The following is a 14,509-nucleotide window of genomic DNA, read 5'->3' as shown; positions in this document are numbered from 1 at the left end:
ATCTTGAATCCTGGCGCAACAGCTATTACATGCAATTGCATCTACAATGGAGATTGCCACGATGGATCATTTGCCACCTCAAGTATCCGGTTCCGCTCTGCTGCTCGTCAGCCACCACCTTTGCCCCTACGTACAGCGCGCCGCGATCGCGCTTGCGGAAAAAGGAGTGCCGTTCGAGCGCGTGAATATCGACCTCGCGGACAAACCGCGCTGGTTCCTGGAGGTCTCGCCGCTCGGCAAGGTGCCTCTGCTTTGCATTCGCCTCAGCGACGGCAGTCAGGACGTGCTCTTTGAAAGCAGCGTAATCTGTGAATACCTGGAGGAGACGCAGGACGGCCGCCGCCTTCATCCATCCGACCCGCTGACACGCGCCCGCCACCGCGGCTGGATGGAGTTCGGCTCTTCGATCCTCTCCGATCTCTGGGTCTACGAAACGACGCAGGATCGCGCGCAGCTGGAGGCGAAGCGGCAGGTGCTCGCATCAAAGTTCGGCACCATCGAGGCGGAACTGAAGGATGGCCCCTACTTTGCGGGCGTGGACTTCAGCCTGGTCGATGCCGTGTTTGCGCCGATCTTTCGCTACTTCGACGTCTTCGACGCCATCGGCGGCAGCGGCATTTTTGCCGGCCTGCCCCGCGTCCAGGCCTGGCGGACAGCGCTGTCCGAGAGACCGAGCGTGAAGGCCGCCGTCGGACCTGACTATGCCGACCGGTTGATGGCCTTCCTGAAGCGCCACGACGCGGTGCTGTTGCAGCAGCCATCCGTTTCGGCGGCCTAATCCCGCGCGTGGGCCGATGGCGGCAAAGAGCTGCCATCGGTCGACAAGCGAGCTTCAATTTCGCCGTAAAGGGGTCTAAGTCTACCGGCCAATCCGTTTTGTTCGAGGAGTGACCGATCATGAATTTCATGCCGCAAAGCCAGACCTCCGTGGATCCCGTAAAGCTTGAGAAACTGGCGGAGGTGGCCGTCAAGGTCGGGCTGCAGCTGCAGACGGGCCAGGATCTCGTGATCACGGCCCCGGTCGTCGCCCTGCCCCTCGTGCGCCTGATTACCCAGCATGCCTATATGGCAGGTGCCGGGCTGGTGACAGCGTTCTATTCGGACGAGGATTCGACGCTGGCGCGCTACCGATATGGCAGTGATCAGAGCTTTGATCGCGCCTCCGACTGGCTCTACGACGGTATGGCCAAGGCCTATGCCAAAGGCACTGCACGCCTTGCGGTTTCTGGCGACAATCCGATGCTACTTTCGGAACAGGATCCGGCAAAGGTCGGCCGTGCCAACCGGGCGAACTCGGCGGCCTACAAGCCGGCGCTGGAAAAGATCTCGAATTTCGACATCAATTGGAACATCGTCTCCTACCCCAACCCGTCCTGGGCAGCGCTCGTCTTCCCTGACGATCCGGAAGCAATCGCCGTTGCCAAGCTCGCCAAGGCGATCTTCGCGGCGTCGCGCGTCGATGTCGAAGACCCGATTGCGGCCTGGGCCGAGCACAATGCCAATCTCGCCAAACGCTCGCACTGGCTGAATGGCGAGCGCTTCGGCTCGCTGCACTTCAGGGGACCTGGCACCGATCTGACGGTCGGTCTTGCCGACGGTCACGAGTGGCACGGCGGCTCGTCGACGGCCAAGAACGGCATTACCTGCAATCCGAACATTCCGACCGAGGAAGTCTTCACGACCCCGCATGCGTTGCGCGTCGAAGGCCATGTTTCGAGCACCAAGCCGCTGTCCCATCAGGGCACGCTGATCGACAACATCCGGGTTCGCTTCGAAGGCGGCCGGATCGTCGAAGCGAAGGCTTCGCGTGGCGAGGAAGTGCTGAACAAGGTGCTGGATACCGATGAGGGCGCGCGCCGCTTGGGCGAAGTGGCGCTGGTGCCGCATTCCTCGCCGATCTCGGCCAGCGGCATTCTCTTCTACAACACGCTGTTCGACGAGAACGCCTCGTGCCACATCGCGCTCGGCCAGTGCTATTCGAAGTGCTTCGTCAACGGCGCAAGCCTGACGCAGGAGCAGATCAAGGCGCAAGGCGGAAACTCGAGCCTGATCCACATCGACTGGATGATCGGCTCCGGCCAGGTCGATATCGACGGCATCAAGCCGGACGGCTCGCGGGTTCCGGTGATGCGTCAGGGCGAGTGGGCCTGACCGACATCGTGCGCTGACTGAGCCAGACGCTCGCGAGCACCATCGCGAAGCCGAAGAGCTGCGCGGGCGTCAGGCTTTGCCCGAGAGCCAGCCAACCGATAAAGGTGGCGGTGACCGGGCTCAGGAAGCCCAACGAGGCCGCAGCTGACGGTTCGATACGCGCGAGCCCCCGGAACCACAGCAAATAGGTGAACGCTGCGCCGATCAGGCCAAGATAGGCGATGCCCAGCACATTGGCCGCGGTCAGCACCGGCAGTGTGGGTTCGACGAAGAAGGCGACGGGCGCGAGCAGGATGCCGCCGGCCGTGAGCTGCCATGCGGTAAAGGCCAGATTCGAAACCGGCGGAACCCAACGTCGCGTCAGCACCGTGCCGAATGCCATCGAAACCGCCCCCGCAATGCCGGCGGCAACGCCGATCGGATCGAGCGCCGCATTGGGTGTGAGCACGAGAAGTGCCACACCTGTCATCCCGACCACGCCGGCCCCAACGGCAACGGCGTGGATCGGCCGGCCGAGGAAGATGCGCGACAGCAGGATGACGATGAGCGGCTGAATGGCTCCGACGGTCGCGGCAACACCGCCCGGCAGACGATAGGCCGACACGAACAGCATTGCCCAGAAGAACGAGAAATTCAGGCCGCCGAGCACGAAGGCGCGAAGCCACCAGATTCCCTGCGGCAGCTGCCGGACGATCGCAAGCAGCAGAAGCCCGGCCGGCAGAGCCCGCAGGAAGGCGACCGTCAGCGGATATCCGTGCGGAAGAAGGGATGTCGTGACGAAATAGGTGCTGCCCCAGATCGTCGGAGCCAACGCCGTGATCAGCACCTCGGAAAGCGGCGCTTGAGTTTTCTTCATCTCAAGAATCTCTACATCAAAATAAATACAATGTAGCGTCATTTATCTTGACGTCAAGATACGCGATGATAACAGTCTTCGCAGAAGAACGGGCTGACCGATGGATCGCGTCGACAAGATACTTGCGCAATGGAAAAACGAGCGCCCCGACCTCGATACCGAGGCGATGGGCATCATGGGGCGACTGAAGCGGCTGACGACGCACCTCGCCCGCGAGGTCGACCAGGTGTTGCAGCAGCAGGGGCTCTCCTCCTCGTCCTTCGATGTGCTGGCAACCCTCAGGCGTTCAGGCGCGCCATATCGGCTCTCCCCCGGCGATTTGCTCTCCATGACGATGGTCAGTTCCGGCACCATGACCAACCGGATCGACCAGTTGGAGAAAGTGGGCCTGGTCGAGCGCGTTCTCAATCCGGATGATCGGCGAAGTGTTCTCATCGCCCTGACCGAAGCCGGATTTGCCGCCGTGGAAAGTGCCGTCGGCCTCCACATCGCCAATCAGCAACGCTTGACGCAGGGTTTCAGCGCGGAGGAGAAGGCCCAGCTCGACGCCCTGCTGCGCAAGTTTCTGGCGACATTCGAGTAGCCGGGCCAGCGGCCCTCCTCGTGTGTGCCGTGGCATCGACGGACGGCAGCCTCCCTGTCTTTGGCCTCAGATGTGCAGGTCAACCCAGATGGCGGCATGATCCGACGCCGCGTGTTTCGGCTCGGTGAGTTCCGGATAGGTCTCCCAGCGTTTCGGCCGGCTTCCGGGCCAGGCGCCCTTGCGGAAGACACCGCCTCGCTCGACCTTGTCAAAAAGTGCTTCGGCGACAGGAACAGGTAGTCGATCTTGTTTCCGGCGTTGCCAAGACCGAAGGTCCCAGGAAAGCCGCCGTCATCGAACGCGGGATGCGTAAAGGCATCCTTCAACGTGCTCTCCTTCAACGGCGCCAGCGGGGCGCTATCCGGCGTGTCGTTGAGGTCGCCGATCAGTGCGATGTGGTCGAATCCTTCCGCGAGACGCTTCTCGTAGATCTCGCGCGCCCGCTGCGCTTGCGCGTGCCGGCGAGCATCGGAGGACTGAGCGCTGCCGAAACCCTTGCTCTTGAAATGATTGACCATGACAAGCAGCGTCGTTCCCCGGGCGTCGTCACGTAATATTCGGGGCAATCGCGCGAGAAGATCGGGTTGCTTGCCGCGTCCCTGTCATCGACGTGGCTGCGCATGATGTCGAGCGCTAAACCCTTTCGGGTCATCAGCCCGACATCGATGCCCCGCTCGTCATTTCCGTCGATCACCATGACCTGCGTGAAGGGGTTGCCGCCAACGGCCGGCAGCACCTGGGTGTTGAAAGCGGTGAGCACAGGCCGGCTCTCGACTTCAACGATGCCAAGAATATCGGCCTCGAGATCACTCATGACGCGCGCCGTGTTCTGCATGGCGATCTCGTTGATCGGCTCGTCACGCAATTCCAGCGATCCGACCCAGTCGATGCGACCGTTGGCGGAGATGACCACGCCGCCGGCTCTCGGCCGTTTCAGAAGACTGCCCCTGTTGCGCCGAAGAATGACGAAGGGACCCGTATCACTCTCCTCCATGCCGAGCTCGATGATCAGCGTGGCCATGCGCGCCTTGTCGGCTTCGCTGTAGGTCACCTGCCCCAGCAATTTCTCCAGTTCGGCAAAGCGGTCGAGAACAACCCGGCCGTCGGCCCAGGTTTCCAGGTTCATCGCCTTTGCGCGGTCGAACAGGTTTTCGACATTGAAGGATGCAAGTCTCATGTCACGCCCTCCCGTTTATCGGGGATAATGACACGTATATGTTGCATTTCAATGATGTCATCCCAGGATTTGGTCGTCAGCACCTATCTAGAAGAGAGTGCCTTGCTTTGGCGGCGCCTGCTCATCCTGTGGTTTTGGTGCTCGTTTCTTCGGCGTGGATGAAGACGGGAGCCCCTCGGTGGTCACCGCGCCGACGCGACCATCCGCGAATTGGATTGAGATACCCGAGCCTGCGGACAACATTGCAGCCTGTGACACCGGCCTATTCTCATCGTCCCGGATAACTGCAAAGCCGCGCTTCAAGACATTCTCGTAGGACAACGACTGCAGCACGCGATACTGCGCCGCGACCTCGCCGCGTGCCCGCGTCAGCTGATGCGCCACCGCTGTGTCGGCGTGACGCGATAGATTGGCGAGACGGTCGCGCAGCCGCGATGTCTGCGTCTTCAGACGAGCCGGCAATGTCGCAAAAATAGCATCCGCACGACTGACTGGTGCTCTGGAACGCTCGATAAAACGCTCGATCGTGCGCTCCGCACGCGTGATCCGTTCGTTGAGATACTGGCGGCGCTCGGTGATGCGGTTCGAGAGGACATCGGGCCGCAAATGCGCCGCCGTTCGCTCGAAGCTGCGGCGCTTGTTGATCGTGTTGAGTTCGAGGCCGCGGCCGAGACCGGCGGCAGCCTCGTCGAACCGGCGACGCGGCAGCGCCAAGAGCTGATCCAGCGACGGCAGCGCGCGGACCAGCGCCCGGACGGACTGGCGATGGTGATCCATGCGGCGGCTCATGCAACCCTGTAGGCGGGCGCCAAGAGCGGCCGTCTGCGCCTCCAGTTCGGCCTTCACGGGAACGGCCATTTCAGCCGCACCGGTCGGGGTCGGTGCACGCACATCGGCAGCGTAGTCGATCAGCGTCCAATCCGTTTCGTGGCCGACCGCAGAGATCAGCGGAATCTGGCTTTCGGCCGTCGCGCGAACGACGATTTCGTCATTGAAGCTCCAGAGATCCTCGAGGCTGCCGCCGCCACGCGCGACGATCAGGACATCAGGGCGGGGCATGTCCCCACGCGTCTCGAAGCTATTGAAGCCTCGGATGGCATTGGCGACTTCCTCGCCCGAGCCTTCGCCCTGCACCTTTACCGGCCAGACAATGACATGAACCGGGAAGCGATCGGAGATGCGGTGGAGAATGTCGCGAATGACGGCGCCTGTGGGCGACGTCACGACACCGATCACCTTTGGCATGAAGGGAAGCCGCCGCTTGCGGGACGGGTCGAACAGGCCCTCGGCGCCAAGCCGGCGCTTGCGCTCTTCGATCAGCGCCATCAGCGCGCCGGCGCCGGCCGGCTCCAGCGTCTCGATGACGATCTGATATTTCGATGAACCCGGGAAGGTCGTGATCTTACCGGTGGCGATTACCTCCATCCCTTCCTCGGGACGGAATTTCAGCCTTGAGAAGTTGCCCTTCCAGACGACGGCATCGATACGGGCACGGTCATCCTTCAAGGAAAAATAGGCGTGACCGGAAGAGTGCGGACCCCGGTATCCGGAAATTTCGCCGCGCACGCGCACCTGGTCGAAGGCTGTCTCGACCGTGCGCTTGATCGAGCCGGACAGCTCCGAAACCGAGTACTCGGTAAGATTGCTCGGCGAATCATTCTCGAAGACGTTGCTCATGATCCTGTTCTAGCCGATGAGGCGGCAAAGAGCAGCCTCCGAAGGGGGGTGATTTTATGCGCTCTTCCGTAACCAAAGCCGGCGGCACCCTTATTTTCGTTCAGCATCAACAGCTTAGATCGGTCGAACCGGAAGGCAGGCGAATCGATCACCTCTCCGTTTTCCCCGGCAATCCTTGCGGAGCGAAGATCGGGCAACCGACAAGAGGAGTTTTCCATTTTCGACCGTTTCGCCTCCCATGTCCCTTCGCTCACCGGTCCCGCGAGCGCCGGTTTCGCCATCATCCCCAATGACAGTCTTGACCTCGTTGAGATCACGAGGGCAGTCTATGTCGGCATCGGTGGAGACCTTGTCGTGACCATGGCGACTGGGCAGGCGCTCACCTTTGCTTCGGTTCCAGACGGCTCGGTCCTGCCACTTCGAATCTCTCGGGTCCACGCCACCGGCACCACGGCAGAGAGCATTCTTGGGCTGACCTAGCTTGCCTTTGTGCTGCAGGCCGCAATCGTGCCGGTTGCAACCACTGGGGAAAAAGGTAATAAGCCGCGAGATTAATTGTTCGGTAAGATGGACACGCCTATGCTGCCGCGACTCAGGAGAGGCTGATGATCGCTCTGACGACCACAACACTTGGTTTCGCTACCGCGCCAATGCGCTCGATCTTTTCGATGGTGTTGGTCGGCTGCCTCATCTGCGTCGCCTATGCTGGTGCGGCCTGGGTCTCATCCACATCCATTCTTGATCTTGCGGCCGCCATCGTCTGCTATGACGCTGGTCTCATGATCTGCCTGCTTGGCCTCTACGCCTTCGATCGCAGCCGGGACCGCCGACGCTTCATCTAGGCCTTACGAGCCGGTGGGCACGTAACGGAAGAGCCGGATGGGCGCGCCCTCGGGCGTCGGTATGGATTGCAGGTAAGCCGGAACGACGCCCTTCGCCAGTTGCGCATAGAGGCCGTCCGGCTTCATTTTCGTAAGCTCCCTCGTCTGCGGATTGTCGGCGCAATAGGCAAGGACCGTAGCCCCGACCCCCTTCAGGAAGGCCTCGGCTTCCTGCGGTTCTGCCAGGCCAATATGTATTTCCGTCAGCATGCCGCCCTGGTTTCGATGATACGGCGCCGCCAGTATGCGATTGCCGGTAAAGCGAAGGATCGACACACCGACGTCCGACGGCGCGACCACCAGGCCGGCCGGCAAATCGGCCAAAGGCGCGATGGACGACTTCGACGAGCATGACGGTTTTGCGGGTGCGGTGTGCAGGATGCTTTCACCATTCCCCATCTGCATGCCGATAAGCCCCCCCGCTAACCCCCACACCGCCGCCACGCTCAAGAGAACCGTGGAAAGGTAGCAAAAGGCGGCCGCGACATCTTCGCTGTCACTGGCCGATAACCGGCGCATGTCGATGATCAGCAATGTCAGCGGCAGGATTGCAAGAAGATTGGAAAACGCGGTGCCGCGCACTTGCACCGCGGCGATTGTCCAACTGACGGCGAGGAGGGTCAGCAGAACAAGATGGACCCGCACGCGATCGCCGTAAGCGAGGCGGAACATGCAGACGGCAAGCGCAAAAGCCCCAGTCGAATAGTAGAAGCCAAGCGTAAAAGGGTCCTGCCAATTTGCGCCAAGGATCGACTGTGCCTCCTGCACGCGGTCCAACCAGAGCTCGACAAGAAGCGGATCGAGGTCGGCCAGCGGACTATGAAGGCACTGCGGAGCGATCGTGACGGCGGAGACGAGCACGACCGCGCCGATCCCGCCGACGGCCGCAAATCGCAGCAGTCGGCTCCGTCCGCTCGCGAACGTGGCGGCAAAGAGCAACAACCCGCCGCCGATGGCCGCAAGACTGTAATAGCCGAGCGACAGGTTATCGCAGGTCACGGCCGAATAAAGCCTTGGCGGAACGGTTCCGACGAAAAGCAGGCTGATGGACAGACCCAGGGCGAGCCCGAAAGCCTTGGCAGCGCGCGCGAACGGCTCGCCTTCCCAAGCCCACGAAACGGCGACGACAACGCATACCACCGCCACGAATGGCGTCGTTTCGGCCCCAATCGCGATCGCCATCGCGGCCGCCAGCCCGGCGACGGCGTAGCTGAGCGGCCGATGGTTTTCGTCGAGCAACATCGCCGTCATGATGGCGACCAGTGCAAACTGGACGTTGTGGTGGTCGATGGCGCCCGGCAGAAAGCGGTTGTTCGGAACCAGGAGCAGAGCGGTGAGCCCCAAGGCGACATGCATGCCGAACGTGCCGCCGATGCGGCGGCCGGCAAGTCCCATGGCCCACAGGCTCGGAACGATCAGCGACAGCGGCCAGACGGCCAGCGCAACCGCCTCTGCCCGCTCTTGCGGGAAAAAGAAGCCGAAAAACCGGATCAGCGTCGCGATCGGAAGGTCGATCAGCCGGGACCAGTGCATCAGCGTACCATCACCGAGTCCCATGCGGTATTGCATGAGGTCGAACCAGCCCTGCCCGTTCAGGAAATCACGCACTTCGACAAGCCGCATGCCGTCATCATTATCGGCGCCGACATAGTCGGTCGCGCTAGGCAGCTTCAGAGCGAGGATCGCGGCAATAAGGACAGCGCTGTAAAAAAGCACCGATGGCCATAACAGGGTCATCATGGCGCGCAGCTTGGCGATCGGCGATGCCGATGTGGAACCAGCGATCATCTGGGCTACATTCGTCATGAAGCGGATCTCACCGTTTGAGTGCCAAGATCCTACCGTTCGCCGGTCAAGAAACCGTAAAAATCCTGCTCACGCGCAGTTTTCGCCGGCTCCATAGCCACTTGTTAACGCGCACCGTCTATTCTTGCCGAGATTTCTTCGCCGCGGGTGTGATCATGACCGGATCGCGTATCGACAATCTGAATATTGCCGTGCTCCTGCCCTGCTACAACGAGGCCTCGACGATCGGCGCCGTTGTCCGGGGATTCAAGTCTGCGTTGCCGGGCGCCCCCATCCACGTCTACGACAACAACTCCACGGATGGCACGGCACTCCACGCGATGCTTGCAGGTGCCCACGTGGTGCGCGAACGTCGGCAGGGCAAAGGCCACGTTGTCCGACGCATGTTCGCCGACATCGACGCCGACATCTACATCATGGCCGATGGCGACGGCACCTACTCGCCCGACGATGCTGAGGAACTGATCCGCACCCTGCTGACAGAGCGCGCCGACATGGTCGTCGGCACACGGCGCGGCGTCCATTCGGATGCCGGCAGGCAGGGTCATGCCTTCGGCAACAAGATCTTCAACATGTTGTACCGGACGATCTTCGGTACCGATTTCACCGATATCTTCTCGGGCTACCGCGTCTTCTCGCGACGCTTCGTCAAGAGTTTCCCTGCCGTCTCGGGAGGCTTCGAGATCGAAACGGAAATGTCCGTGCATGCGTCGCGTCTGAAGCTGCCTGTCAGCGAGCTGGAACTGGATTACGGCCGTCGGCCGGAAGGTTCTCACTCGAAGCTTTCGACCTTCAAGGATGGCGCCAAGATCCTCTGGATGTTCGCGATGCTGATGAAGGAAACGCGGCCCTTCGTGTTCTTTGGCATCATCAGCGCGATTTTTATGTCAGCGAGTCTCGGATTCATGACGCCCGTCCTCTTCGAGTATTTTGAAACGGGTCTCGTCAGCCGAATGCCGACATGGGTCCTGTCTATGGCACTGATCATGGTGTCGTTCATGATGTTTACCGCCGGCGTGATCCTCGATTCCGTTTCGCGCGCCCGCGCAGAGCAGCTTCGCATCCACTATATGAGCCTTATGGCTCCGCGCCCGCGCGAGCAGACACCCTTGCTGGCTGATGATCTCGACGATTATCATCAACTGTCGGCCAAGATCAGCACCAGATGAAGAAGCTGCTCCGCTTCGGGATTGCTGGCGGCCTTGGCTTTATGGTCGATGCAGGCGTTCTTGCGCTCTTGCTGCATATCACGCCGCTTGGCCCATTCATTGCTCGCGTGATCGCGATCGCTCTGGCAATGGCAGCGACGTGGATCTTCAACAGAACATTCACCTTCGATCGCTCGGGACACTCGCTCGCCGTCGAGGGATTTCGCTACGGCTCCGTCGGGGTGACGGCGGCGCTAGTGAACTATGGGCTTTATTCGGCGCTGCTGCTGCGGCTACCTGACCTCCAACCACTCGCGGCGATGGTTCTTTCCACCGCCGCGTCCACGGTCTTCAGCTTCGTCGGCTATTCCCGCTTCGTTTTTCGAGGCGACTGAGCTCAGACGGGCTCCCAGCCATCCTTCTCGCTGGCGCGGTAGATCGCATCGATGAACTTCTGGCTGAGCTTCGAGCTCTCCAGCGTCACCACCTCTTCATTCTCACCCTTGGCAGCGCGCGCAAAGGCCTCGGCTTCGCGCTTGTACTGGCGGCTGTCGGGGAAGCGGAAGATCGTTGATTCATTGTGGCTGCGGTTGGTGAGTTCGATCTCCTCGGCGCCCCAGCGGTCAGCATTGAACGGTGACTTCACCTCGATGAAGCCGTCGGTGCCATGGAAAACCATGACTTGGCGGTTCGCCATCTGGGTAGCGATATAGAAGGTCAGTTCAAAATCGCCGAAATCGGCCTTGACGCTGGAATAGATGTCGGTGCCGAATTCCGGGTCGCGGCGGGTGACGGCCTGGACGCGCAGCGGCTCCTTGCCGGTGGAAAAGCGTGTGCCGATCGTCGGATAGACGCCGATATCAGGCAGCGCGCCGCCGCCGAGTTCGGGAATGTTGCGCATGTTGCCGGGGTCGCGGTTGAAATAGGTGAAGGCGCCCTGAACATGCAGGAGTGTGCCAATCGCGCCGTCCGTTATCAGCGAGCGAACCTTCCGCCAGACCGGTGCGTAGGTGATCATGTAGGCTTCGGTGATGAGAACCTTGTTGCGGTCGCGGGCGGCAATCAGGCTGTCGATCTCGTCTGCCTTGAGCGCGATCGGCTTTTCGCAGAGCACGTGCTTGCCGGCATCGGCGGCCTTGATCGTCCACTCGACGTGCTGCGAGGTTGGCAGCGGAATATAGACGGCATCGATCTTGTCGGAAGCGAGCATCTCCTCGTAGGAGCCGAAGGCGTGCGGAACGGAAAAACGATCCGCCATCTCGCGAGCCCTCGCCAGATCGCGGCTCGCAACGGCCGTCACGACGCAGTTTTCCGCATCCTGAATGGCGGGTACGACGAGTTCACGGCCGATCTTTGCGGTCGAAAGAATACCAAAACGCAGCATAGCCTGGGTCCTCCTGGTTCGATTTTTGCGCACCTTAGTAAGCCGGCCACGGCGGCGCAATGGCGCGATCACAAATCGCGGAGTTGGTTTCCATTCGTTCGAAGCCACGCTAGGTTAGACTTCGGCGGTGTTCTGCCGCGTCAACGATTTCAATCAATCCTGCACTTTAGGAGAGCGCTATGGATATGCGCCGTCTTGGAAAAACCGGCCTTTCGATCGCCCCGATCGTCTTGGGCGGCAACGTCTTCAGCTGGACCGCCGACGAGAAGACGTCCTTCGATATTCTCGATGCCTTCTTCGACGCGGGCTTCAACACGATCGACACGGCCGACGTCTATGGAGCGTGGGTGCCGGGCAACAAGGGCGGCGAGTCCGAGGAGATCATCGGCAAGTGGCTGAAGCGCGGCAAGGTGTCCCGCCACAAGGCTGTCGTCATCACCAAGGTCGGCTCCGACATGGGTCAGGGCAAGACGCTGAAGGAAACCTATATCCTGAAGGCGGTTGAGGATTCGCTGCGCCGGCTGCAGACCGACTATATCGACCTCTATCTCTCGCATTGGCCGGACGAGAGCACGCCCTATGAGGAGACGCTCGGCGCCTTCGCCAAGCTGAAGCAGCAGGGCAAGATCCGCGCGATCGGCTGCTCCAATCTCGACGCCACGCAGCTTCAGGCGTCCTTCGATGCCGCCGAGAGGGCCGGCGTGCCGCGCTACGATGTCATCCAGCCGGAATACAATCTCTATGCACGCGCGAGCTTCGAGGGACCGCTGGCTGATCTCTGCGTCAAGGAAGATATCGGCGTCATCACCTATTTCAGCCTTGCCGCCGGCTTTCTCTCCGGAAAGTATCGCACGAAGGCCGATACGGAAGGCCGCGCCCGCGAAGGCCGGGTGGCGCAATATCTCGACGACAAGGGACTGCGCATTTTGGCAGCGCTCGACAAGGTCGTGGCGGAAACCGGCGCCAAGCCGGCAGAGATCGCGCTTGCCTGGCTGCTCAGAAAGAAGGGTGTGACGGCGCCGATCGCCAGTGCTACCAGCCTGTCGCAGCTTGAGAGCTTGACCAAGTCAGCGACGCTTTCACTCTCCGATGACGCGACGGCGCTGCTCGACAGGGCCGGCGCCTGACGGGAGGGACCGATGACCGTGACGATCCGCGATGCGAAGACCGAGGACGAAGCGCGCTGGCGCGAGCTTTGGGCCGGCTATCTCGCCTTCTACGAGGTCACGGTCGATCCTAACATCACCGATGCGACATGGCGCCGGGTCTTCGATCCGGCGTCTGCGATCTTCATGCGTGTCGCCGAGGTGGACGGCAAGATGATGGGTTTCACCCTCAGCCTGACGCATGAGGGCACCTGGATCCGTGGCAAGGACTGCTATCTCGAAGACCTCTTCGTCGATCCGGCCGCACGCGGAAAGGGTGTGGGCCGCGCCTTGATGGACGATCTCGTTTCGCTCTGCAAGAAGAACGGCTGGTCGCGGCTCTACTGGCACACCAGCGAACAGAACAAGACGGCGCGGGCGCTCTACGACAGCTATGTCGAGAACGACGGGCACATCCGCTACCGCATCAATTTCTGAGCGGCGGGAAGCCCTCATACAAGCCGGCGTGGCTGCCCTCCCAGTTCCCCATGCCCGGCTTCGTCAGGATGCCGCGTGGCCTCACATAGCTCTGGATGACCCGGCGCGGGCGTTCGTGCCATTGGATGTTGAAGGCCCAGAGCTTCGGGAAGAAGCAGAGCGAGGCATAGGGCAGATGATCGTGGATCCACCATGCCAGCCTCTGCCAGTCCTCTTCGTTGCTGTAGTTGTCGACCATCCACGGGACGACGACACAGGCGGTGGCACCCATGCAGCCATCGAAATCGCGCAGGTCCCAGATGTGATCGGCGGCCGTCGCGGCATTTAACGAGCAGTTGAGGTTGTTGCGGTTGCCGAACTGGTTGACCTCAGGCGAGCGATAGCCGGAACGGATGTGCAGCCGGCCGAACGTCGCCTGCAGCGGTTCCAGCAACTCCTCGCAGAGCCGCCTTCCCGCTTCGATCGCCAGATCGGGATTTTCGGGGATATTCGGAATGCGATAGAAATCGGCGATTTCGGAATGCAGGAAATCACGGAGGAAGAAATTCTTCGAAAGGCGCGCACGCCCGAGTTCCTCCAGGCCCTTCATCGATCCAGGTTTCTTCACGAAAAGCTCCCGTTGGTTGAACGTCTCACTCTGCCTCCCCCGGCGATCAACGCAACCCGAAAACGACCGGAACAATTAGCTACCTCTTGTCTTTCCCTAGCGTCCGTAGCTCCCCACCAAGGAAGCGCGGATCCCCCACACCCAGGAAGGTAGAGACAATGGCCAAAGAAAAGACCCTCGACGATCTATTCTACGATACGCTCAAGGACATCTATTTTGCCGAGCGGCAAATCCTGCGCACCCTGCCGAAAATGGCGCGGGCGGCTCAATCGCAAGAGCTGAAGGCCGGCTTCGAAAAGCATCGCGAGCAGACCGAGGGACATGTCGAGCGCCTGCAGCAGGTCTTTGACCTCGTCGGCAAGCGCGCCCAGGGCAAGACCTGCGAGGCGATCCAGGGCATCATTGCCGAAGGCGAAGAGATCATCGATGAGTTCAAGGGCTCGCCGGCTATCGATGCCGGTCTCATCTCCTCTGCGCAGGCAGTGGAGCACTACGAGATCGCCCGCTACGGCACGCTGAAGACCTGGGCGCAGACCCTCGGCAAGAAGGACGTCGTTGCCCTGCTCGACAAGACGCTGCAGGAAGAAGCGGCAACCGACAAGACATTGTCGAAGCTGGCCATGACGGCTGCCAACCAGAAGGCCGCGGCCTGACCG

At 61.2% G+C, this 14,509-nt stretch carries 17 protein-coding genes; 10 read left to right on the top strand and 7 right to left on the bottom strand.

Annotated elements, in window-relative coordinates; genetic code table 11:
- The first annotated feature begins 61 nt into the window (after positions 1–61).
- Both RHIBUN_RS0104510 and RHIBUN_RS0104505 read left to right on the top strand, forming a co-directional pair.
- Positions 62–778 (top strand): glutathione S-transferase family protein, encoded by a 717-nt coding sequence (locus tag RHIBUN_RS0104510; protein WP_025658628.1) that lies wholly within the window; start codon positions 62–64, stop codon positions 776–778.
- Between the two features lie 119 nt (positions 779–897).
- Positions 898–2,151 (top strand): aminopeptidase, encoded by a 1,254-nt coding sequence (locus RHIBUN_RS0104505; RefSeq protein WP_025658627.1) that lies wholly within the window; start codon positions 898–900, stop codon positions 2,149–2,151.
- Here the strand turns inward: RHIBUN_RS0104505 and RHIBUN_RS0104500 are convergent.
- Positions 2,099–3,007, bottom strand: coding sequence for an EamA family transporter (locus RHIBUN_RS0104500; RefSeq protein ID WP_025658626.1), 909 nt, complete (start codon positions 3,005–3,007; stop codon positions 2,099–2,101). The genes RHIBUN_RS0104505 and RHIBUN_RS0104500 overlap by 53 nt on opposite strands.
- A 100-nt stretch (positions 3,008–3,107) precedes the next feature.
- On the opposite strand from RHIBUN_RS0104500, the gene RHIBUN_RS0104495 reads away from it, so the two are divergent.
- Positions 3,108–3,590 carry a MarR family transcriptional regulator gene (locus RHIBUN_RS0104495; RefSeq protein ID WP_025658625.1) on the top strand — a complete coding sequence of 161 codons (483 nt, stop codon included), beginning with the start codon at positions 3,108–3,110 and terminating at the stop codon, positions 3,588–3,590.
- On the opposite strand, the gene RHIBUN_RS37975 is transcribed toward RHIBUN_RS0104495, so the two are convergent.
- The 3 genes from RHIBUN_RS37975 to xseA all read right to left on the bottom strand — a co-directional run bounded on the left by RHIBUN_RS37975 (position 3,503) and on the right by xseA (position 6,444).
- Positions 3,503–4,021 (bottom strand): endonuclease/exonuclease/phosphatase family protein, encoded by a 519-nt coding sequence (locus RHIBUN_RS37975; RefSeq protein ID WP_348625969.1) that lies wholly within the window; start codon positions 4,019–4,021, stop codon positions 3,503–3,505. The two genes, RHIBUN_RS0104495 and RHIBUN_RS37975, sit on opposite strands and share 88 nt — an antisense overlap.
- Positions 3,976–4,767 (bottom strand): hypothetical protein, encoded by a 792-nt coding sequence (locus RHIBUN_RS33080; RefSeq protein WP_245271630.1) that lies wholly within the window; start codon positions 4,765–4,767, stop codon positions 3,976–3,978. Before RHIBUN_RS33080 ends, RHIBUN_RS37975 begins: the two co-directional genes overlap by 46 nt.
- 87 nt (positions 4,768–4,854) lie before the next feature.
- Positions 4,855–6,444: an exodeoxyribonuclease VII large subunit gene (gene xseA, locus RHIBUN_RS0104485; protein WP_025658624.1), complete on the bottom strand. Its 1,590-nt coding sequence runs from the start codon at positions 6,442–6,444 to the stop codon at positions 4,855–4,857.
- A 354-nt stretch (positions 6,445–6,798) separates the two neighbouring features.
- Between xseA and RHIBUN_RS37970 the strand changes: the two genes are divergently transcribed.
- Both RHIBUN_RS37970 and RHIBUN_RS0104475 read left to right on the top strand, forming a co-directional pair.
- The gene (locus RHIBUN_RS37970; RefSeq protein WP_348625967.1) at positions 6,799–6,924 is read left to right on the top strand and encodes a hypothetical protein; all 126 of its coding nucleotides are present in this window, start codon (positions 6,799–6,801) and stop codon (positions 6,922–6,924) included.
- Positions 6,925–7,049: 125 nt separating this feature from the next.
- Positions 7,050–7,286: a hypothetical protein gene (locus RHIBUN_RS0104475; RefSeq protein ID WP_018855216.1), complete on the top strand. Its 237-nt coding sequence runs from the start codon at positions 7,050–7,052 to the stop codon at positions 7,284–7,286.
- 3 nt (positions 7,287–7,289) lie between these two features.
- Here the strand turns inward: RHIBUN_RS0104475 and RHIBUN_RS0104470 are convergent, their stop codons facing one another.
- Complete coding sequence (locus tag RHIBUN_RS0104470) at positions 7,290–9,131, bottom strand: hypothetical protein (protein ID WP_025658622.1); 1,842 nt, start codon at positions 9,129–9,131, stop codon at positions 7,290–7,292.
- A gap of 155 nt (positions 9,132–9,286) precedes the next feature.
- On the opposite strand from RHIBUN_RS0104470, the gene RHIBUN_RS0104465 reads away from it, so the two are divergent.
- Both RHIBUN_RS0104465 and RHIBUN_RS0104460 read left to right on the top strand, forming a co-directional pair.
- Entirely contained in the window at positions 9,287–10,300 is a 1,014-nt protein-coding gene (locus RHIBUN_RS0104465) for a glycosyltransferase (RefSeq protein WP_025658621.1), read from the top strand.
- On the top strand, positions 10,297–10,674 hold the full coding sequence (locus RHIBUN_RS0104460; RefSeq protein WP_018855219.1) for a GtrA family protein: 378 nt from the start codon (positions 10,297–10,299) through the stop codon (positions 10,672–10,674). Before RHIBUN_RS0104465 ends, RHIBUN_RS0104460 begins: the two co-directional genes overlap by 4 nt.
- 2 nt (positions 10,675–10,676) lie before the next feature.
- On the opposite strand, the gene RHIBUN_RS0104455 is transcribed toward RHIBUN_RS0104460, so the two are convergent.
- On the bottom strand, positions 10,677–11,663 hold the full coding sequence (locus RHIBUN_RS0104455) for a Gfo/Idh/MocA family oxidoreductase (protein ID WP_025658620.1): 987 nt from the start codon (positions 11,661–11,663) through the stop codon (positions 10,677–10,679).
- 179 nt (positions 11,664–11,842) lie between these two features.
- Between RHIBUN_RS0104455 and RHIBUN_RS0104450 the strand changes: the two genes are divergently transcribed.
- Together RHIBUN_RS0104450 and RHIBUN_RS0104445 are read left to right on the top strand one after the other, a co-directional pair.
- Positions 11,843–12,790, top strand: coding sequence for an aldo/keto reductase (locus RHIBUN_RS0104450; RefSeq protein ID WP_025658619.1), 948 nt, complete (start codon positions 11,843–11,845; stop codon positions 12,788–12,790).
- Between the two features lie 12 nt (positions 12,791–12,802).
- Complete coding sequence (locus RHIBUN_RS0104445; protein WP_025658618.1) at positions 12,803–13,246, top strand: GNAT family N-acetyltransferase; 444 nt, start codon at positions 12,803–12,805, stop codon at positions 13,244–13,246.
- Here RHIBUN_RS0104445 and RHIBUN_RS0104440 read toward each other — a convergent pair.
- A complete protein-coding gene (locus RHIBUN_RS0104440; RefSeq protein WP_025658617.1) occupies positions 13,236–13,853 on the bottom strand; it encodes a hypothetical protein in 618 nt (205 codons plus the stop codon). The two genes, RHIBUN_RS0104445 and RHIBUN_RS0104440, sit on opposite strands and share 11 nt — an antisense overlap.
- Positions 13,854–14,011: 158 nt before the next feature.
- Here RHIBUN_RS0104440 and RHIBUN_RS0104435 point away from each other — a divergent pair, with 158 nt between their 5' ends.
- Entirely contained in the window at positions 14,012–14,506 is a 495-nt protein-coding gene (locus RHIBUN_RS0104435; RefSeq protein ID WP_018855224.1) for a ferritin-like domain-containing protein, read from the top strand.
- Positions 14,507–14,509 lie beyond the last annotated feature (3 nt).

Origin of the sequence: Rhizobium sp. IBUN (genome assembly GCF_000510625.1) — a bacterium.
Classification (GTDB): domain Bacteria; phylum Pseudomonadota; class Alphaproteobacteria; order Rhizobiales; family Rhizobiaceae; genus Rhizobium; species Rhizobium altiplani.
This window is presented reverse-complemented; position numbering and strand designations above follow the sequence as displayed.